Genomic DNA, 19376 nt, shown 5'->3' with positions numbered 1-19376 from the left:
CCAGTTCAATGTACCTCGGAGTGACACGCATCACTATCCGCCTCGATTCGAAGAGTGAAACAAAGTGCTCATCGGGTGCGCACTTTGCGGCGAAGAATGGATCTCGTCAGCAAGAACCGGATCAGCCGAAAGGACTCCTCATGTTGCGAGGACTCACCACCGTCAGCCTCTTTGCCGACGACATCCCGGCGGCCCGCGAGTGGTACAGCGCCCTGCTCGGCATCACCCCCTACTTCGAACGCCCCGACTCCGAGAACCCTGCGTACATCGAATACCGGATCGGGGACTACCAGCACGAGCTCGGCATCATCGACCGTCGATACGCCCCGCACGGCGCCGCGGACGGCCCGTCCGGCGCGGTGGTGTTCTGGCACGTCGACGACGTGACCGCCGCCGTCGAGAAGCTGCTGTCGATGGGCGCGACAGAGCACGAGCCACGCACCGAACGCGAGTCGGGATTCGTCACCGCGTCCGTCGTGGACCCGTTCGGCAACATCCTCGGCGTCATGTACAACCCGCATTACCTGGACATTCTGGGTTCGCGCGGCGAAGCGTGAGTTGCCCGTTTTCATACTCGGATGGTAGGAATTCGGTGTGCACATCACCGCAAAGGTGGACTACGCCGTGCGGACGCTGATCGAACTGGCCGCTGCCGGGCCGTCCCCGTCCAAGGCCGAGTTCCTGGCACAGTCGCAGACCATTCCGCACAAGTTCCTCGAGGCCGTCCTCGCCGACCTTCGGCGCGGGGGACTGGTCAACAGCCGACGCGGACCCGACGGCGGCTACTGGCTGGCCCGTCCCGCCGAGGACATCACGATCGCCGACGTCATCCGGACCGTCGAGGGTCCGCTGGCGTCGGTGCGGGGTGAGCGACCCGAGGACGTCGACTACTGCGGGCCGGCCGCCAAACTGCAGGACGTGTGGATCGCGGTGCGGGTGAACCTGCGGGCCGTGCTCGAGAACGTGAGCCTGGCGGACGTGGCGAACGAGCAGCTGCCGGGCTTCCTCACCACGCTGACGTCCGATCCGGGGGCCTGGGAGCGTCGCACCCGGCCGGCTACGACGGCTGACGAGGGCGCAGCGCGCGGCTGATCGTCCGGCCGGCCGCACGCACCAGCGGGACCAGCGCGTTCAGCGACGCATTCTCCGCCGAGACCACGAGCGACACGGCCGCGACCGCCGTTCCGGGACGCTCGAAGATCGGTGCCGCGACGGAGACGGCGTCCATGGTCACCTGACGATCACTGATCGCGACCTCGGATCGGCGGATCTCGGCGAGCGTCCGCCGCAGGACGACGGGGTCGGTGACGGTCCGGTCGGTGAACTTCTCGATCGGCCCGCTCAGCACCTGGTCCTGCACGTCCGCGGGCATGTACGCGAGCAGGGCCAGGCCGATGCCGGACGCCGTCAGAGGGAACCTGCCGCCGACGCGGGTCTGGACGGGCACGGCCTTCTGTCCGGCGATGCGTTCGACGAACACGACCTCGGTGCCCTCGGCGATGCCGAGCTGGACGTTCTCCCGCGTGATCTGTGACAGGTCCTCCATCACCGGCATCGCGAGTTCGCGCAGCATCGTGCCGCGCGGTGCGAGCGACGCGATCTCCCACAGCTTGAGCCCGACCGTGAAGCGACCGCTGCTGTCACGTTCGAGGGCGCCCCATTCGATGAGGTCGCTGGTCAGCCGGTGCACGGTGCTCAGCGGATACCCCGACTTGCGCGACAGATCGCTGAGGGTCAGCCGCGGCGACGCAGGGGTGAAGAGCTCGAGGAGCCGCAACGAGCGAATGGTCACCGATCCGGTGATCGCCATTGCTCGTTCTCCGTCTCACAGTTCCAGCGTCAGGCGTGGACAGCTCGCACGCGAGACACAGATCATCATGGTGTCGCCCTCGGCCTGCTCGTCCGCTGTGAGCAGGGAATCCCGGTGATCGACAGTACCGCCGAGCACTGCTGTCTCGCAGGTTCCGCAGGTCCCTTCCTCGCAGGACGACAGCACCTGGACGCCGGCGGCGGTGACGGCCTGCAGGATCGACTGCTCGGGTGCCACCGTGACGGTCTTGCCGCTCAGTGTCAGCTCCACCTCGAACCCCTCGGCGCGGACCGGCTCCTCGAGATCCTTGGCCGCGAAGCGCTCGATGTGCAGCGCGCCGGACGGCCAGCTGTCGCAGTGACCGGTGACGGCGTCGAGCAGCGGCGCCGGCCCGCAGCAGTACACGAGGGTGTTGTCCCGGACGTCGCCGAGCAGCCCCGGTAGGTCGATGAGGCCGTGCTCGTCCTCGGGGTGCACCACCACCCGGTCGCCGAACCGCTCGGCGAGTGCGTCGGCGAACGCCATCGAACTGCGGCTGCGCCCACCGTAGACGAGGGTCCAGTCGGCGCCGGCGTTCTCCGCAGCGTGCGCCATGGTGAGGATCGGTGTGATCCCGATGCCGCCCGCGACGAACACGTACCGCGGTGACGGCGCGAGCTCGAAATGGTTCCGCGGTCCCCGGACCGTGACGCGGTCGCCCTCGCTCAGCTTGTCGTGCACGAACTGCGAACCGCCGCGCCCCATCGCCTCCCGCAGCACGGCGACGCGCCACGTCCCGGTGTCGGCCGGGTCGCCGCACAGCGAGTACTGGCGGGTGAGCTCCGGCGTCAGCACCAGATCGATGTGCGCACCCGGCGTCCACGCGGGCAGGTCGGCTCCGGAAGGGTCGCGGAACTCCAGGACGACGACGCCGTCGGCGCCGGTGGTCCTGGTGGTCAGCTCCAGCTCGAGCACGGGTTCGGGTGAGGTAGGCATGGCGGTCTCTCCGGGATCAGACGGGAACGGGAGCAGATTCCGGCGCCGCGGGCAGCGGCGTGGCGGGCACCGGCGGATCGACGGGGTGGTGTCCCTCCGGGTGGGCGAGCAACCACTCCCAGAGGGTGGCGGGTTCTTCCGCGACGTGGCGCGCGCCGCAGTGGCACTCGCCCTCGAGCAGGTCCGAGCCCGGAAGCCAGACGATGCGCATCACGTTGGCGCCGCGGAGCATCCTGGTCGGTTCCACGGCTCAGCCCACCGCTGCGGCGGGCACGGCCTGCGGCGCGTCGACCAGCTTCTTCAGGATCCGGCGTGCGCCGAGGCCGCCGGCGTCGATGTTGATCGACAGCTCCTGGTAGCCGTCCTTCTCCGTGTCGAGCGCCTTCTGCAGAATGTTCAGCGCTACGACGTCCTGCATCACGACGGTCCGGTTGTTCTCCGCCAGGAACGTCGTGACGTCGTCGTCGCCGACCGCGAAGTCGCGGGCCACGGCCCAGAAGTCGAGGGTGGAATTCTCCGTCGACGGAGTGATCGCGTACACGATCTCGCTGTGGAACGCATGCGGGTCGGAGCCGTCGTCGCCGGGCAGCGGTGCGCCGATCGGGGCGATGCGGCTGTGCAGCAGGTACAGGCACGGCGGCGTGTACTCGATGTCCTGCCAGCGGGTGATGCGTCCCTCGATGCCGGTGGACTTGGAGTAGAACGGCGGGCACTCCGCGTCGTCCATGTGCCGGGACACGTAGATGACGTTCCGGTCCTCGTCGATCTCCGTGGTGATCGGGGTTTCCGCCACCTCGGGGGTGCCGATGTAGCCGCCGTGCAGGTACGTCTCGTGCGACAGATCCATCAGATTGTCGACGAGCAGGCCGTAGTTGCAGTCGATCGGTTCCATGCCGCTGACCACGGTGTAGTCGGGGGAGTCCATCCACGGTGCGCGGGGGATGCGGGTGGGATCGCCCTGCTCGGGGTTCTGCGGGTCGGCGATCCAGACCCACACGAACGAGTCCTGCTCGACCACCTGGTACGAGCGCAGCCGGGCGGTGCGGGGAACGCGCGCCTGGCCGGGCACGAACACGCAGCCGCCGTCGCTGCCGTAGGTGAAACCGTGATAGCCGCAGACCACCTTGTCGCCGTCGAGCCGGCTCGGCGCCTCGGACAGCGGGTACCGGCGGTGCACGCACCGGTCGCTCATCGCGACGGCCTCGCCTGCCTCGGTCCGCCAGAACAGGATCGGCTCCTCGCAGATGGTGCGCGAGAACAGTTCGCGGCCGACCTCACGGCCGTAGGCTGCGACGTACCACTGGTTGCGGGCGATCGTGGACATGAGTGCCTCCGGAATATGCTGGGCTGCTGCGTTATTCGTGACGCCGGACTCGGTGAGGCGTCAGCGTCGTCTCCACCACTGTGCGGCACCGGAGGTGATCCACCACACTCGGTTTCCGAATGTCGGAAGGGTTTCGTCAGGGCTTGTGAACGAGATAGGCGAACATCGTCACCGACATGTGGAAGTCGCCGCTGCGGGCGGCGGCGTTCAGTTGGTCCAGCAGCTTGGCGCTCTGCGCGTCGGTGATCGCCCCCTCGGCGATCGCGGCGGCCGTCATCATCTGGACCAGGGGGCCGGTCACATCGCCCGGATCCTGGATCAACGCCTCTGTGCCGACGTCCTCGACGACGAGCCCGGCTGCGGTGAGCTGCCCCGGGAGCAGCCGTCCGGAGTGCGGGTTCGCGGTGTGCGACAGCATCACGTCCATGATCCGTTGCAGGATCTCGGGATCTCCGGGGTGCATGATCGCCGTTCCCCAGTCGCTGTCGACGATGACGCCGCGCCCGCCGGGTCGCAGAACACGGGCCACTTCTGCCGCCGCGCGGTCCGGCTCGCTCAGGTGCTGGAACACCCGCTCGCACCGCACGACGTCGAGGCGGTCGTCGGGGAACGGCAGCGAGTAGGCGTCACCGATCACGAACTGCGCGGTCGAGCCCTCCTCCTCGGTCCGCTCCCGTGCGAGGAGGGCCATGCCGGGATTGGGATCGAGTCCGATCGCACGACCCGACGCGGTGACCGCGGCGGCGAGCGCCCGCGTCTCCGATCCCGTACCCGAGCCGATGTCGAGGGCGCTCTCACCCGGCTGCACCTGCAGGGCGGCAAGCGACCACTCGCGCAGTCGCCGGATTCCCGGGCGCGCCGCCTGCAGGTCGAGGACGGCGGCGAGTTGGTTCAGGGCGGCGCGGTCGATCTCGTCCGCCCGGAACGACAGCGGCGCCGTCGGATCGGACATGAATCCACCGTAACTCCGCGGTGACTCCCGACACAGTGCTGCGCGGACTGTGGGCAAGAACATAAAAGTTGCACTGTCACGCAAATTTGCAGAGCTCTGCAAGTTCTGTACCGTTGGAGTAGTGATTTCGGAAATCGGACTGCGGGACCGCAAGAAGGCCGCCACGCGTGCAGCCCTCAGCGGCGCCGCCGCACGCCTGGCCCGCGCGCTGGGCATCGAATGCGTCACTGCCGACGCCATCGCGTCCGAGGCGGGAGTCTCGACTCGGACGTTCCACAACTACTTCTCCAGCAAGGAGGAGGCGGTACTCGCGCACTTCGAGCAGTCCGTCCACGACTGGGTGGACCTGCTCCGCGCCCGTCCCGAGGACGAGCCGATCTGGGATTCCCTCGAGCACGTGGTGGTCCAGATCGTCACCGATCCGGCGAAACCGCTCGAAGAGACCGCGGTGATGATGGAACTCGTCGAGACCAGCCCCGCGCTGCTCGCGAAGAAACTCGAAGTGCACCTGCGCGTCACCCGTCTGGTCGGTGAAGTGATCGCCGAACGCACAGGCACGAACATCGACACCGACCTCTACCCCAACCTGCTGCACCTGGCGGTCGGATCGGCGTGCAAGGCGTCGCTCGACCTGTGGATGAGCGGCAAGTCCGGTGCGAGCGGACCCGAAGAACTGGTCCGCGACGCCATGCGCCAACTCCGTCAGGGAATCCCGCAGCCGTAGCCGGCTGCCCCGAATCACTCTTCGTTCCACCGACTCAGAAGGAGCCTCTCGTGGCCACCTATCTCTATCGGATCGGCAGATTCGCCTACCGGCGAAAAGGTGCGGTCCTCAGCGTCTGGTTGGTGATCCTGGTCCTCATGGGCATCGGGGCGGCAACGCTGTCCGGGCCCACGAAGGACTCGTTCTCCATCCCGGGCACCCCCGCGCAGCAGGCGCAGGACCTGATGGCCGAACGGTTCCCCGAGGCCGCGGGCAGCGACCCGATGAACGCCGTCAGCGCGCGTTACGTGTTCGCCGCTCCCGAGGGGCAGACCCTCGAGAGCGAGCAGAGTCAGCAGGCGATGGACGCGGTGCTCGCCAAGGTGCGCGGCATCGACCAGGTCCAGGACGCCGCCAAGGTCGATCCCGCCACCGCCTCGGGCGCCGACGCCGCGAAGGCGCTGGTCAACCCCGTCACGGCGAACGAGCAGCTCGTCGAGATGGCGAAGTCGTCCGCGGCCGACAAGGGAATCGGTGAAGAGGCTGCCGTCGCGAACGCGCAGGCGCTGTCCCCGCTCGACGCCGACAAGACCGTCGGCTACGTCGAGGTGCCGTTCAAGGGCAGCATGGGCGACGTCGACCAGGCCCTGCGCGACCAGATCTCGGCCGCTGCCGACGCCGGCCGCAACGCCGGACTGACCGTCGAGATCAGTGGTTCCGCCGCCAACGAAGCCGAACCGCCCGGCGGCGCCACCGAACTCGTCGGTATCGGCGTGGCCGCTGTCGTGCTCGCGCTGACATTCGGTTCACTGGTCGCCGCGGGTCTGCCGTTGATCACCGCGATCATCGGCATCATGATCGGCAGCCTCGGGATCACCGTCGCCACCGGCTTCACCGACCTCAGCTCGATGACACCCACGCTGGCCATCATGATCGGCCTGGCCGTCGCCATCGACTACTCGCTGTTCATCGTGTCCCGGTTCCGGCACGAACTCACCCTCACGGACGACCGCTCGGAAGCGGCCGGGCGTGCCGTCGGCACCGCCGGTTCCGCCGTGGTGTTCGCCGGTCTCACGGTGATCATCGCCCTGATCGCGCTCCGCGTCGTCGGGATCCCGTTCCTCTCCGACATGGGTGCGGCCGCCGCGTTCACGGTGTTCATCGCCGTCTCGATCGCGTTGACGCTCCTGCCCGCGATCCTCGGGCTGTTCGGGAAGAAGGCCTTCGCGGGCAAGATCCCGTTCCTCAGCAGTCGTGACCTCGAGGACGACGAGGGCAAGCCGAGCCTGGCGCTGCGGTACATCAGCGCCGTGGTCCGCCGGCCCGCGATTCCACTGATCGCCGGAGTGGTGGTGCTCGGGGCGCTCGCGATCCCCGCGACCGGTCTGAGCCTGGCCCTGCCCAGCGAGGGCACCGGCGACCCCGCCACCAGCTCCCGGCAGGCCTACGACCTCGTGAGCGAAGGCTTCGGCCCCGGCAAGAACGGTCCGCTGCTCGTCGTCGTCGACGCCAAGGACGTCACCACCGGCACGCCGTCGGCGGCGTTCGGTGAGGTCGTGAAGACCATCACCGCGCAGGACGACGTGGCCAACGCGCAGGTCGTCGGCATGAACAAGGCCGGTGACACCGCGCAGATCCTGGTGACGCCGAGCAGCGCCCCCAGCGATCCGGCGACGATGGACCTGGTGAACAACATCCGCGGTGCGGAGGCAGATCTGCACGACTCGATCGGCGTCAACTACGGCGTGACCGGGCAGACCGCGCTCGAAGGCGACGTGTCCGAGACGCTGCAGGACGCGCTGATCCCGTACCTCGCGGTGGTCGTGGGCCTGGCCTTCCTCCTGCTGCTGCTGGTGTTCCGCTCGGTGCTCGTGCCGCTGACGGCCACACTCGGCTTCCTCCTCAGCGTCGCGGCCACGTTCGGTGCCACGGTCGCGGTGTTCCAGGAGGGCTGGGGCGGCATCATCTCCAACCCGCAGCCGATCGTCAGCTTCATGCCGATCTTCCTGATCGGCGTCGTGTTCGGTCTCGCGATGGACTACCAGGTGTTCCTGGTGACCCGGATGCGGGAGGAATACGTCCACGGCGCGACGGCGAAGCAGGCCGTCACCGTCGGCTTCAACCACGGTGCCCGGGTGGTCAGCGCCGCCGCGGTCATCATGATTTCGGTGTTCGCGGCCTTCATCGCCGAGCCGAACTCGTTCATCAAGTCGATCGGTTTCGCCCTGGCGGCGGCCGTGTTCTTCGACGCCTTCGTCGTGCGCATGGTGATCATCCCGTCCGTGATGGCACTGCTCGGCGACAAGGCGTGGTGGCTGCCGAAGTGGCTGGACAAGATCCTGCCCAACGTCGACATCGAGGGCGAGAAGCTGAAGAAGGTCCTGCACGACGCGGACGAGCCGCTGCAGCCCGTCCGGTAGGCGGCTCCGCCGCCCGTGAGTGGTTGAGGAGTCTCTGGACTCGTCAACCACTCACGGGGCCGTAGGCCCCCCGAAAATCCGCGGGCCTGCGGTCGTTTCTGTTGGTAACCTTCGGACATAATGATGACCCGCCAGGATCGCTGCCCATGTTGAATGCCCTGCTCACCACGTACCTCCGCCCGTACAAGCGGGAACTGACGGCGGTCGTCCTGTTCCAGCTGGTCGCGACCGCGGCCGCCCTGTACCTGCCCAGCCTGAACGCCGATCTCATCGACAACGGCGTCACCAAGGGCGACACCGGATACATCCTGTCCACGGGTGTCATGATGCTGCTCGTCACCGTCGTGCAGATCATCTGCTCGATCGGTTCGGTGTTCTTCGGTGCCCGCGCCGCAATGGGTTTCGGGCGCGACGTGCGCCGCGCCGTGATGCATCAGGTCGGGAGCTTCTCGTCCCGCGAATTCGGCCGCTTCGGCGCGCCGTCCCTGATCACCCGCAACACCAACGACGTGCAGCAGGTGCAGATGCTCGTCGTGATGAGCTGCACGATCCTCGTGATGGCGCCGATCATGTGCGTCGGCGGTGTCGTGATGTCGATCCGGGAGGACGCCGGGCTCGCCTGGATCCTGGCGGTCACCGTGCCGGTTCTCGCGCTGTCGATGGGGTTCGTGATTTCGCGGATGGTGCCCGCGTTCCGGGAGATGCAGACCCGCATCGACGGGGTCAACCGGGTGCTGCGTGAGCAGATCACCGGTATCCGTGTGGTGCGGGCGTTCGTCCGTGAGCGCTCCGAGGTGGCGCGGTTCGGCGACGCGAACGAGCAGCTCACCCAGACCGCACTGCGGGTCGGCAGGCTGACGGCGGTGATGTTCCCCCTGGTGATGGTCATCGCGAACATCACCAGTGTCGCCGTCATCTGGTTCGGCGGCCACGAGATCAACAGCGGCACCATGCAGGTCGGCTCGCTCACCGCGATGCTCAGCTACATCATGCAGATCCTGATGTCGGTGATGATGGCGTCGTTCATCGCGATGATGGCCCCCCGCGCCACGGTCTGCGCCGAACGTATCGGCGAGGTGCTCGACACGGATTCCACCGTCGTGCCGCCGGTCGATGCGGTCACCGTGCTGGAGAACCCCGGTGTGGTGGAACTGCGCGACGCCCAGTTCAAGTTCCCCGGCGCCGACGAACCGGTGTTGCGCGACATCAGCTTCCGCGCCGAACCGGGCAAGACCACCGCGATCATCGGCGGCACCGGCTCCGGTAAGACGACGCTGCTGTCCCTGATCCCGCGCCTCATCGACGCCACGTCGGGTTCGGTCACCGTGTCCGACACGGATGTGCGTCGCATCGACCTCGACGTCCTGCGGTCCGGAATCGGACTCGTTCCGCAGCGGCCGTACCTGTTCTCGGGCACGGTCGCCACCAACCTCCGGTACGGCAAGCCCGATGCCACCGACGACGAACTGTGGCGGGCTCTGGAGATCGCGCAGGCCGCCGATTTCGTCCGCGCGATGCCCGAGGGTCTCGACACCCCGATCTCGCAGGGCGGCACGACCGTATCCGGCGGTCAGCGACAGCGACTCGCCATTGCGCGGGCACTGGTCCGTCGCCCGTCGATCTACCTGTTCGACGACTCCTTCTCCGCCCTCGACCTCACCACCGACGCCCGGCTGCGTGCGGCGCTCAAACCCGAGACTTCGGACGCGTGCGTCATCGTCGTCGCCCAACGTGTCTCGACGATCGTGGAGGCCGAGCAGATCGTGGTCCTCGAGGACGGCGCGGTGGTCGGGATCGGCACGCACGACCAACTGCTCGAGACGTGTCCGTGTTACGTCGAGATCGTCGAATCCCAACGATCGGTCCAGGAAGCACTATGAGCGATCGCGCAACCACCACTGCCGAAAGGCCCGCCGGCCCCCGTATTCCGGGACCGGTCGCTCCGGGTGCCCCGGGGGCCAAGCCGAACGACCTGTGGCCGTCCACCAAGCGGCTGCTGAGGCGGCTGCGTCCCCACCGGATCGCCGTCGGCATCGTTCTCCTGGTCGCTGCCGTGTCGGTGGTGCTCACCTCGATCGCGCCGCGCATGCTCGGTCAGGGCACGAACCTGATCTTCGACGGCATCATCGGCGCGCAGTTGCCCGCCGGGATGTCGAAGGATCAGGCCGTCGCCGCACTGCGGGCCGACGGGCAGAACACGTTCGCCGACATGGTGTCCGGCATGGCCGTCGTGCCCGGTGTCGGTATCGACTTCAGTGCGCTCGGCCGGGTGCTGGCGATCGTGCTGGCCCTGTACCTGGGGTCGTCGGTGTTCATGTGGCTGTCGGGTTTCCTGCTGAACATCATCGTGCAGGGCGTCGTGAAGAACCTGCGCGCCGAGGTCGAACGGAAGATCCACCGACTTCCGCTGCGCTACTTCGACTCCCACTCCCGCGGCGACCTGCTGAGCCGGGTCACCAACGACATCGACAACGTCTCGCAGTCGTTGCAGCAGACGATGAGCCAGCTGATCGTGTCGGCGATGACGGTGATCGGCATCCTCGTGATGATGATCGTCATCTCGCCGCTGCTCGCGTTGATCGCGGTGCTGACGGTGCCGCTGTCGATCCTGGTGACGGCGCAGATCGCGAAACGGTCCAAGACCCATTTCGTGTCGCAGTGGAAGTCGACGGGAGCGCTCAACTCTCACGTGGAGGAGGCGTACACGGGCCACGAACTGGTCACCGTGTTCGGCCGTAGCCGTGAGGTGGAGGCCCGGTTCGAGGAGCAGAACGAGGCGCTCTACCAGGCCAGCTACCGGGCCCAGTTCATCTCGGGCCTGATCATGCCCGCGATCATGTTCCTCGGAAACCTCAACTTCGTGGCCATCGCAGTGCTCGGCGGCATGCGGGTGGCATCCGGCACGATGAGCCTCGGCGACGTGCAGGCGTTCATCCAGTACTCGCGCCAGTTCACCCAGCCCCTCACCCAGATCGGGGCGATGGTCAACCTCATGCAGTCGGGTGTGGCGTCCGCCGAGCGGGTGTTCGCCATCCTCGACGAGGACGAGGAGGAGCCCGACCTCACCGAAGCTCCCACACCGGCGGAGCCCCGTGATGCGGGTCGCGTCCATACGTTCGGCCGGGTGGAGTTCTCGGACGTGTCGTTCAGTTACTCGCCGGAGAAGCCGCTGATCGAGAACCTGTCGCTGGTGGCGGAACCCGGTCAGATGGTCGCCATCGTCGGGCCCACCGGCGCCGGCAAGACCACACTCGTCAACCTGATCCTGCGGTTCTACGAACTCGACGGCGGCAAGATCCTCCTCGACGGCGTCGACATCGCCGAGATGTCGCGCGACGACCTGCGGTCCCGCATCGGCATGGTGTTGCAGGATGCGTGGCTGTTCGGCGGCACCATCCGCGACAACATCGCGTACGGACGTCCCGACGCCACCGAGGAGGAGATCCAGGCGGCCGCGCGGATCAGCTACGTCGACCGGTTCGTCCACTCGCTGCCCGACGGCTACGACACCGTCATCGACGAAGAGGGCAGCAACATCAGTGCCGGTGAGAAGCAGCTGATCACCATTGCCCGCGCGTTCATCTCGCAGCCGTCGATCCTGATCCTCGACGAGGCGACCAGTTCCGTCGACACCCGCACCGAGTTGCTGGTGCAGCACGCGACTGCGGTCCTGCGCAGTGATCGCACGAGTTTCGTCATCGCGCACCGCTTGTCGACCATCCGCGACGCCGACCTCATCGTCGTCATGGAGGACGGTCGCATCGTCGAGCAGGGCAGCCACGACGACCTGCTCCTCACCCGCGGCGCGTACTTCCGCCTCTACAACAGCCAGTTCGTCGGCGCTGGTGCGTGACCGCCCGTGAGTACTTGTCAACCACGGGCGGTTGACAAGTACTCACAGGCAGGCGGCGGCACCCCCGGCCTGGAACGTGGCGGTGTCGCAGTAGGCGGACCGCGGGTAGTACGGACCCATGGTGGTGGCGGGGTCGGTGTGCTGGTTCTGCGATGCCTGGACCGACTGCGGGTAGAAGGCGTCGGACGGCAGCATGTACCGCAGGAACAGCACCTTCTTCGCGACGTCGGTGGAGCCCCAGGGGATGACGGTGACGGTCGGGTCGGACGCGGCGCGGGCGGGGACGTCCTGCGGTGCGGCGACGACGTACGTGTAGTTCCCGTCGCCGTCGGTGCGTGTCTGGAAGTCGGCGGCGCACGCGACGACCGGGTACGGCGTCACCTGATCGTTCTGGCACATCGACCAGTACCGCACCTGCCGGCCGGGCGCCGTGACGGGTTGGCCGGCACGGGTGTCGGGGAACGTCGGCGCCCGGCCCTGCACGACGACGATGCGTCCGGGCTGGTACGTCAGTCCTGCTCCGACATATTTGTTGTCGCCGTTGGGGAACAGGCCCGACGTGCTCGCGGGGTTCACGAACGTCGCCTCGGGTACGTTGCCGGGGAACGCTCCGGGCGCTGCGCCGGCGATGATCTGGTCGAATGCGGCCTCCGCGGCCTGTCCGAGTGGGCCGTTGTCGTAGTCGGAGGGATCGAATTCGGATCCGCAGGTCGGCACCGGCGACGTCCGGCCCCCGAACGTCAGTGTCACGTCGGGTAGTGGAACGCCGCCGGTCGGAGATGCCGGGTCGTCGGGCACGTACACCCGGATGATGAGGAAACCGACGGGTACGGACTGCGCGTCGGCCCCGGCGGGCAGGGCCTGAATCTGATTGCGGGAGTGGTCGGCCGGACCGGTCACGACCGTCGCGTGCCAGCGCTTCTGCGTGGCGGGCAGGGCACCGGCGGCGGCGTCGGCGAACGGGTTTCCGCTGCCGGGGTCGGGTCCGATCTGGTTGTCGCGCAACGTGTCGACGGTGTCGAAGTTCGTCCCGTACGTGTTGAGCGAGAAGTAGCGGGCAGCCGGGTAGGTGCCGCTCAGTTCGATGGTGTCACCCGGCCCCAACGCGTAGGGCAGCACCCAGTACGTCGCGTTGGCGTCGGGGAAGGCGACGTCGAGCACGGTCGAGTCGGACATGAACTGCCACGCGCACTGCGCCGTCGGAGCGGGCTGCGCGGACGCGACCGACGCCGCGCCCGACCACAGCAGCAGGAGACACACGGCGGCAACGACTTTCCCTGCCATGGCCGTCAGAACACCTCCCCGAACGCGGTCAGCTTCTCGATGCCCTCGCGGTCGATCTCACCCGGGGTGTACCGGTTGATCAGCTGGATGTAGGCGAGGTAGCGCGCCATCGCGTCGGCACCCTGCTGTGCGAACGCCGGGGGTAGCGGCGCGGCGAGCTGCGTCGGCAGGTACTGGGTCATCAGCTGGGCGGCCATGGCCGGACCGCGCGGGTCGTGATCGAAGGTGTTGTCGAGTTCCGCCCGGCCGCGTTCGGTGGCGTAGTCGTAGAACTCGTACTGGAACGAGGCCGGGTCGACGTAGGCGGTGGGTCCCAGCCACTTCGAATACACCGCGACCTTCGCCTCGGGGGTGCGCAGCACGTAGATGTGGGTGGGGGAGTTGTTCCAGTTGACCCCCTGCGGTGCGTGCTCGTTGGTGGCGAGGACGACGTGGTCGCGACCGGCCGCGGCGTTGCTCCGCAGCAACGGCATGAGGTCGACGCGTTCGGCATAGGTGGCGAACAGGTCCCCGGACATCCAGTTCCGGTCGCCGTGACCGAGTGTCGCGAGCAGCGGCACCACGTCGACGCTCGACGTGAGCTGGCCGCGCGGGGTGTCGGTGTCGCCGGTGAATCGCCCGGTCGGGTCGGCGACGATCAGCGGGATGTGGAAGGCCTCGTCGTAGGCGGTGGACAGTTTGCCTGCGACGAAGCCGTGCGCCCCGGCGTATTCGCCGTGATCGGACGTCATGACGAAGACGGTGTTCGCCGCGACGTCTTCCGGCAGCGAGTTGATCACCGTGCCGATGTGGTGATCGACCATCGACAGCACGTTGGTGTAACTGTCCAGGGCCCGCTCCCAGTACGTGTACGGCGCGAACGCGATGTGTCGGTCGGGATCGGTGCCCTGACCGTAGGGCTGGAGGTAGTAGTTCGACAGATTCTGGGTGTCGTCGGTTACGCCGCCCCAGACCAGGGCCTGGAACTCCCGGGCGAACACCTGGGTGCTCGGTTTCGACTGCAATGCCTTCTCGGGTTCCCAGTTGGGCGGCACGGACGGATAACCCAGCCGCGGAGGGTCGCTCTCGGCGGTGGTCACCGACCAGGCCCGGGCGGGGCTGAGCGGGGGAACGTTGTTCGCGTACAGCGACTGATACCGTTCCGCTTCCGTTCCGGCCCAGAAGAACTGCTGGTCGTGGGGATTGACGAAGCTCGCCGTGAGGCAGAACGGGCCGTCCCCGGGTTTCCGCGTCGACAACCACGCCGCGGCCTGGTCGGCGATGTGCCCGTCGAATTCGAATCCCTCACCGTTCATTCCGATGATGTCGGGCATCGTCAGTCCGTCGAACCCGTACTCCTCGAGGTAGCCGGGGGCGAGCCCGGAGTCCTCGTCGGGGGACGGCGACAGATGCCATTTGCCGACGTACGGCGTGACGTACCCGGCCTGCCGCAGCAGCTTGCCGTACGTCGGAAAGTCCCGGCCCATCGCGGGCGACGGGACGGGGGAGGCCCGATTGCCGGTCCGCGTCTGCAGCATCCAGTTCTGCAGCGGATAGAGACCGGTGACGAAACAGGCACGGCCGGGGCTGCATGCCACCCCGGCCGTGTAGTGCTGCGTGAATTTCACCCCGGGCGCCCACAGCGTGTACAGGTTGGGCATGAACCGCTGCAGGAACTGGTCGGCAGTGGTGATCCCCGCCGGAAAGACCTGGGGAAACCGCATCTCGTCGACGACGATGAACACGATGTTGGGCTGCACGTAATTGCTGGGCTGACGGTGCAGCGGTTTCTCCGACGCGTCCGCCCGACGGTCGAAGAGGCTCGACATCACGGTCACCCCGCCGGCGACCGCCGCACCCGAGAGAAACGTTCGCCTGTCGATCGGATGGCCGGCCTTCTCGTCGGTCATGGCGGTTCCTCCGGTCGAAGGGATGGGATCGTCTCACTCTCTGTACCCACTTTCGAACGAAGTAGTGATGTGTCGGCGGAAATGTCGCCCGTGATTGGATACACCCGTGAATGCCGTAGTCCCGACCCCGCCCGATCCGTTCTTCACCGTCGGCACCCGACTCGACGGGCAGCTGGGCCGCACCGGAACCATTCACACCCCGCACGGCGACATCGCGACGCCGTCGTTCGTGGCCGTCGGCACCAAGGCCACCGTCAAGGCGGTGCTGCCGGAGAGCATGAAGGAGTTGGGCGCGCAGTCGCTGCTCGCCAACGCGTACCACCTGTACCTGCAGCCCGGGCCGGACATCGTCGACGAGGCCGGCGGTCTGGGCAAGTTCATGAACTGGGACGGCCCGACGTTCACCGACAGCGGCGGATTCCAGGTCATGTCGCTGGGCGTCGGGTTCAAGAAGGTCCTCGCGATGGAAGCCGTCGGGGTGCGCTCCGACGACGTCATCGCGAAGGGCAAGGAACGCCTCGCGACTGTCGACGACGACGGTGTCACGTTCAAATCGCACCTGGACGGGTCGCGGCACCGGTTCACCCCCGAGGTGTCGATGCAGATCCAGCACCAGCTCGGCGCCGACATCATGTTCGCGTTCGACGAGCTCACCACGCTGCTGAACACCCGCGGGTACCAGGAGCGGTCGGTGGAGCGGACGCAGGCGTGGGCGGTGCGCTGCATCGCGGAGCACGAGAAGCTCACCGCCGAGCGTTCCCATCGCCCGTATCAGGCGCTGTTCGGGGTTGTCCAGGGCGCGCAGTACGAGGACCTGCGGCGGCAGGCGTGCCGGGGGCTGGAGTCGATCACGGGGGAGAGCGGCCGCGGTTTCGACGGGTACGGCATCGGCGGTGCGCTCGAGAAGCAGAACCTGGGCACCATCGTCCGCTGGTGCAACGAGGAGCTTCCCGAGCACAAGCCGCGGCACATGCTCGGCATCAGCGAGCCGGACGATTTCTTCGTCGCCATCGAGAACGGCGCCGACACGTTCGATTGCGTGAATCCGTCGCGGGTGGCGCGCAACGCCGCGATCTACCATCCGGACGGCCGGTTCAACATCAACACCAGCCGCTTCCGTCGGGACTTCACGCCCATCGACGAGAACTGCGATTGCTACACCTGCGCGAATTACACCAGCGCCTACATTCACCATTTGTTCAAGGCGAAGGAAATGCTGGCGTCCACGTTGTGCACCATCCACAACGAACGCTTCACCGTCCGGTTGGTCGATCAGATCCGCGCCAGCATCGAAGGCGGCTACTTCGACGAGTTCAAGGCCGAAACCCTGGGCCGCTTCTACCGCACGTGAGTGGGAAAGCGTCCTCGGGCACACTTTCCCACTCACATGGGGGTCAGAGCTGGTAGGTGGGTTCGCGCTTCTTCACGTAGGCGATGACGCGGTATGTGATCGGCATGACCAGCACCTCGACGAGGGTCTTCCACAGGAATCCGACGATCACGTAGTTGACGAAATCGCTCCACGTGCTGATGCCGATCGCGCCTGCGGCGATGGAGCAGAAGATCAGGGTGTCGGCGAACTCACCGACGATGGTGGAACCGATGAGCCGCGCCCACAGGTGCTTCTCCTTGGTGCGCTCCTTGATCAGGACCAGCGTCACCGAGTTCAGCATCTGCCCGACGAGGTAACCGGCCAGCCCGGCGAGCAGCAGTCGCGGGTAGACGCCGACGACGGACCGCAGCGCTTCCTGGTTTTCGTAGAAGTCGGCGGACGGCAGCTCGATGAGGAGCCAGAAGCAGAACGCGGCCAGGATCAGGGCGCCGAAGCCCAGGTAGATCGCGCGCCGGGTCGACTTGAACCCGTACACCTCGCTGAGGACGTCGCCGAGAATGTAGGCCAGCGGGAACAGGAAGAAGCCGCCGTCGGTGATGACGGGCAGGATCTGCAGCGGTCCGATGGTCAGCGACGAATCGGCGAAGAATGCGACGCCCTTCGTCGCGCAGATATTCGAGATCAGCAGCGTCGCGGTGAAGAGGGCGACGAACGTGGGGTAGTACCCCCGGCTGACGTGCGCGAACGTCGCGTGGTCGTCTGGTTTGGTCTGCTGATCTGAGGCTGTCACGCCGCAATCCAAGCACCTGCACGCGGAAGGGCGCGAATCAGGAACGGGTGAACGTACCTTTTGTCCGATCTGACGCGACGAAAGGTACGTTCACCCGCACGGTAGAGAGAGGTCCGGACTAGCCCTGGACGACGCGCGTGCCGCCGGCCAGTTCGTCGTGCTTGCCCTGCTTGGTGGGGCTGCCGTTGATGGTCACCCCGATGACGATCGCGGCGACGACGCCGAGCAGTCCGAACAGGAACCCGAGGAGCGGGAACCCGCCGAGCGCGGACAGGACGTAGAAACCGTTTCTGGTCAGCGACTGCTGCTGGGTGGGGAGTCCGCCGTCCGGGCCCTCGACGCGCAGGCCCAGAATCTGCTTGCCCAGGGTCTGCCCCCTCGTCGTTTCGAGGAAGACGAAGTAGCCGACGGCGGCGGCCGCGGTGAGGATCGCGCCGAGGACGCTGCCCAGGAAGTTGCCCAGCACCAGCGCGAGGACGGTGCTGACCACGGCCATCGGGATGCCGACGATCAGGCCGTCGATCACCCGTGCGCCCAGGCGGGGAAGAAGTTCACCGGGGCGGGACGGGTCGAACCCGAAATCCGGCTGCGCGAACGGCTGGGTGCCGAACTGCTGCGCCGAATCGAACTGCGGCGGTGCGCCGAACTGCTGTCCGTGCTGCTGCCGGCCCGCCCCGTTGTAGTGCGGTTGCCCGTACTGCTGCCCGCCGAACGGCTGTTGTCCCTGGCCTGGATCGAATCCACCGGTAGTCATGTGTTCCCCCTCGAATCTCGAGTCCTGAATGTCTCGGATGACGCCTGAGCACCTTACGCAAGGGGTGGGAGTGACTCGAGTGACGTGAGTGGCAAAACGGGTGAGCGTACTTCCATCCTCGTTGGACAGGAAGCACGCTCACCCGTGGGGAGCGGTCGGTCAGGCAGCGACGTAACGGCCGGTGAGCACGCGGTACGCATAGGTCGACGCGATGATCGTGATCGGGATCGAGACGAGAAGTCCGACGCCGCAGAGGATTGCACCGACGATGTTGATGCCGACGAGGGCCAGGGCCAGCAGCAGCACCGGGCCGACGTTCTGCGAGATCACGCGGAAGCTCGACTTGATGCCGGTGATGGCGTCCTCGTTCTGATCGATGACGAACTGCAGCGTCCACCAGGTCAGGAAGATCACGATGAGACCCGGGATGATGAGCAGGACGAAACCGATGGTGGCGGCCACACCGATGATCACGCTGGCGATGATGATCGCCCCGACGTTGGTGAACTGGAAGAACGAACCGAACGCCGGCTTGTTCCCGTCCACCTCGTGCAGTGCGCCCCGCACCAGAGCCGCATTGATCAGGTAGCCGACGATGGTCGTGACGATCGTGCCGATGATGCGCCATACCGAGAACGCCGCGCTCATGTCGGACGACGTGCTGAAGCCGCCGAAGACGAGGTTCAGCACGACCTGGATGACGGCGGCGATCAGCAGGATGCCGATCCAGATGAGCGCGTTGTCCTTGAACTTGTTCCAGCCGTAGCCGATCGCGTCGCCCACGGAGAACTGCCCCGGCGTCTGCCCGGGCGTGCCGTAATCCGACATCGGCGGGGGCGGCGGATATCCGCCGGGCGGCGGTCCCTGCGGCGGTGGCGGGTAATTGCCCTGCGGCGGCGGGTAATTTCCGCCGGGCGGCGGCGGTGGGTAATTACCGGGGGGCGGTGGATAGTTTCCGCCGGGCGGAGGCGGGTAGTTTCCGCCGGGCGGCGGTGGCGGATATCCGCCGGGCGGCGGTCCCTGCGGCGGCGGTGGGTAATTTCCCGGGGGCGGCGGATAACCACCGGGCGGCGGTGGAGGATTGCCCTGCGGGGGGTATCCGCCCTGGTCACCACCTTCAGGTTTGTCGTTAGGGTCGTATCCACCAGTCGTCATGTGATCCCCTCAGCAAGAGTTGAATGCTCGCGCGTGACAGTGCGAATAAACACTACGTGGACAATCCTTTACTCGCCTCCCTTTGGTCTGCTTCTTCTCCTGCGGTTTTGATGCTTTACGCTGGTTATCGTGAC

The 19376-nt window shown here is 66.9% G+C and carries 17 protein-coding genes; 7 read left to right on the top strand and 10 right to left on the bottom strand.

Features of this window, described 5'->3' with window-relative positions; all coding sequences use genetic code 11:
* The first annotated feature begins 140 nt into the window (after positions 1 to 140).
* Both CJ177_RS19150 and CJ177_RS19145 read left to right on the top strand, forming a co-directional pair.
* Positions 141 to 557: a VOC family protein gene (locus CJ177_RS19150; RefSeq protein ID WP_005248743.1), complete on the top strand. Its 417-nt coding sequence runs from the start codon at positions 141 to 143 to the stop codon at positions 555 to 557.
* Between the two features lie 37 nt (positions 558 to 594).
* Positions 595 to 1092 carry an Rrf2 family transcriptional regulator gene (locus tag CJ177_RS19145; protein ID WP_005248742.1) on the top strand — a complete coding sequence of 166 codons (498 nt, stop codon included), beginning with the start codon at positions 595 to 597 and terminating at the stop codon, positions 1090 to 1092.
* On the opposite strand, the gene CJ177_RS19140 is transcribed toward CJ177_RS19145, so the two are convergent.
* From CJ177_RS19140 to CJ177_RS19120, 5 genes are all read right to left on the bottom strand, one after another.
* Entirely contained in the window at positions 1058 to 1810 is a 753-nt protein-coding gene (locus CJ177_RS19140) for an IclR family transcriptional regulator (protein ID WP_005248741.1), read from the bottom strand. The genes CJ177_RS19145 and CJ177_RS19140 overlap by 35 nt on opposite strands.
* Positions 1811 to 1825: 15 nt before the next feature.
* Positions 1826 to 2785 (bottom strand): PDR/VanB family oxidoreductase, encoded by a 960-nt coding sequence (locus CJ177_RS19135; RefSeq protein ID WP_095868369.1) that lies wholly within the window; start codon positions 2783 to 2785, stop codon positions 1826 to 1828.
* 16 nt (positions 2786 to 2801) lie between these two features.
* On the bottom strand, positions 2802 to 3017 hold the full coding sequence (locus tag CJ177_RS19130; protein ID WP_061041118.1) for a hypothetical protein: 216 nt from the start codon (positions 3015 to 3017) through the stop codon (positions 2802 to 2804).
* Positions 3018 to 3035: 18 nt separating this feature from the next.
* On the bottom strand, positions 3036 to 4109 hold the full coding sequence (locus CJ177_RS19125) for an aromatic ring-hydroxylating dioxygenase subunit alpha (RefSeq protein ID WP_095868368.1): 1074 nt from the start codon (positions 4107 to 4109) through the stop codon (positions 3036 to 3038).
* Positions 4110 to 4245: 136 nt separating this feature from the next.
* Positions 4246 to 5061: a class I SAM-dependent methyltransferase gene (locus CJ177_RS19120; protein ID WP_095868367.1), complete on the bottom strand. Its 816-nt coding sequence runs from the start codon at positions 5059 to 5061 to the stop codon at positions 4246 to 4248.
* A gap of 121 nt (positions 5062 to 5182) precedes the next feature.
* On the opposite strand from CJ177_RS19120, the gene CJ177_RS19115 reads away from it, so the two are divergent.
* The 4 genes from CJ177_RS19115 (at position 5183) to CJ177_RS19100 (ending at position 12037) form a co-directional block, all read left to right on the top strand.
* Positions 5183 to 5785, top strand: a complete 603-nt coding sequence (locus tag CJ177_RS19115; protein ID WP_005253325.1) for a TetR/AcrR family transcriptional regulator — start codon at positions 5183 to 5185, stop codon at positions 5783 to 5785.
* 50 nt (positions 5786 to 5835) lie between these two features.
* Positions 5836 to 8184: an MMPL family transporter gene (locus CJ177_RS19110; RefSeq protein ID WP_095868366.1), complete on the top strand. Its 2349-nt coding sequence runs from the start codon at positions 5836 to 5838 to the stop codon at positions 8182 to 8184.
* 146 nt (positions 8185 to 8330) lie between these two features.
* Positions 8331 to 10064 carry an ABC transporter ATP-binding protein gene (locus CJ177_RS19105; RefSeq protein WP_005248728.1) on the top strand — a complete coding sequence of 578 codons (1734 nt, stop codon included), beginning with the start codon at positions 8331 to 8333 and terminating at the stop codon, positions 10062 to 10064.
* Positions 10061 to 12037, top strand: a complete 1977-nt coding sequence (locus tag CJ177_RS19100; protein WP_095868365.1) for an ABC transporter ATP-binding protein — start codon at positions 10061 to 10063, stop codon at positions 12035 to 12037. Before CJ177_RS19105 ends, CJ177_RS19100 begins: the two co-directional genes overlap by 4 nt.
* 42 nt (positions 12038 to 12079) lie before the next feature.
* On the opposite strand, the gene CJ177_RS19095 is transcribed toward CJ177_RS19100, so the two are convergent.
* Positions 12080 to 13321 carry a hypothetical protein gene (locus CJ177_RS19095; protein ID WP_095868364.1) on the bottom strand — a complete coding sequence of 414 codons (1242 nt, stop codon included), beginning with the start codon at positions 13319 to 13321 and terminating at the stop codon, positions 12080 to 12082.
* Positions 13322 to 13326: 5 nt separating this feature from the next.
* Positions 13327 to 15210 carry a sulfatase-like hydrolase/transferase gene (locus tag CJ177_RS19090; RefSeq protein WP_061699960.1) on the bottom strand — a complete coding sequence of 628 codons (1884 nt, stop codon included), beginning with the start codon at positions 15208 to 15210 and terminating at the stop codon, positions 13327 to 13329.
* A gap of 106 nt (positions 15211 to 15316) precedes the next feature.
* On the opposite strand from CJ177_RS19090, the gene tgt reads away from it, so the two are divergent.
* Positions 15317 to 16561 (top strand): tRNA guanosine(34) transglycosylase Tgt, encoded by a 1245-nt coding sequence (gene tgt, locus CJ177_RS19085; protein WP_061699959.1) that lies wholly within the window; start codon positions 15317 to 15319, stop codon positions 16559 to 16561.
* 43 nt (positions 16562 to 16604) lie between these two features.
* On the opposite strand, the gene CJ177_RS19080 is transcribed toward tgt, so the two are convergent.
* The 3 genes from CJ177_RS19080 to CJ177_RS19070 all read right to left on the bottom strand — a co-directional run bounded on the left by CJ177_RS19080 (position 16605) and on the right by CJ177_RS19070 (position 19242).
* Positions 16605 to 17333, bottom strand: coding sequence for a queuosine precursor transporter (locus CJ177_RS19080; RefSeq protein WP_005248717.1), 729 nt, complete (start codon positions 17331 to 17333; stop codon positions 16605 to 16607).
* A gap of 118 nt (positions 17334 to 17451) precedes the next feature.
* Positions 17452 to 18087: an RDD family protein gene (locus tag CJ177_RS19075; protein WP_061041124.1), complete on the bottom strand. Its 636-nt coding sequence runs from the start codon at positions 18085 to 18087 to the stop codon at positions 17452 to 17454.
* Between the two features lie 159 nt (positions 18088 to 18246).
* Complete coding sequence (locus CJ177_RS19070) at positions 18247 to 19242, bottom strand: hypothetical protein (protein WP_231914259.1); 996 nt, start codon at positions 19240 to 19242, stop codon at positions 18247 to 18249.
* Between the last annotated feature and the right edge of the window lie 134 nt (positions 19243 to 19376).

The sequence above is a fragment of the Rhodococcus sp. ACPA1 genome, assembly GCF_002300195.1.
Lineage (GTDB): Bacteria > Actinomycetota > Actinomycetes > Mycobacteriales > Mycobacteriaceae > Rhodococcus_F > Rhodococcus_F opacus.
The sequence above is the reverse complement of the archived record's forward strand: the minus strand, read 5'-3'. Positions and strand labels throughout refer to the sequence as shown.

What these genes read in the sequence shown, in the direction of transcription:
- CJ177_RS19150 (WP_005248743.1), top strand. Translation starts at nt 141, where the DNA reads ATGTTGCGAGGACTCACCACCGTCAGCCTCTTTGCCGACGACATCCCG.
- CJ177_RS19140 (WP_005248741.1), bottom strand. Translation starts at nt 1,810, where the DNA reads ATGGCGATCACCGGATCGGTGACCATTCGCTCGTTGCGGCTCCTCGAG.
- CJ177_RS19135 (WP_095868369.1), bottom strand. Translation starts at nt 2,785, where the DNA reads ATGCCTACCTCACCCGAACCCGTGCTCGAGCTGGAGCTGACCACCAGG.
- CJ177_RS19130 (WP_061041118.1), bottom strand. Translation starts at nt 3,017, where the DNA reads ATGCTCCGCGGCGCCAACGTGATGCGCATCGTCTGGCTTCCGGGCTCG.
- CJ177_RS19125 (WP_095868368.1), bottom strand. Translation starts at nt 4,109, where the DNA reads ATGTCCACGATCGCCCGCAACCAGTGGTACGTCGCAGCCTACGGCCGT.
- CJ177_RS19120 (WP_095868367.1), bottom strand. Translation starts at nt 5,061, where the DNA reads ATGTCCGATCCGACGGCGCCGCTGTCGTTCCGGGCGGACGAGATCGAC.
- CJ177_RS19105 (WP_005248728.1), top strand. Translation starts at nt 8,331, where the DNA reads ATGTTGAATGCCCTGCTCACCACGTACCTCCGCCCGTACAAGCGGGAA.
- CJ177_RS19100 (WP_095868365.1), top strand. Translation starts at nt 10,061, where the DNA reads ATGAGCGATCGCGCAACCACCACTGCCGAAAGGCCCGCCGGCCCCCGT.
- CJ177_RS19095 (WP_095868364.1), bottom strand. Translation starts at nt 13,321, where the DNA reads ATGGCAGGGAAAGTCGTTGCCGCCGTGTGTCTCCTGCTGCTGTGGTCG.
- CJ177_RS19090 (WP_061699960.1), bottom strand. Translation starts at nt 15,210, where the DNA reads ATGACCGACGAGAAGGCCGGCCATCCGATCGACAGGCGAACGTTTCTC.
- CJ177_RS19075 (WP_061041124.1), bottom strand. Translation starts at nt 18,087, where the DNA reads ATGACTACCGGTGGATTCGATCCAGGCCAGGGACAACAGCCGTTCGGC.
- CJ177_RS19070 (WP_231914259.1), bottom strand. Translation starts at nt 19,242, where the DNA reads ATGACGACTGGTGGATACGACCCTAACGACAAACCTGAAGGTGGTGAC.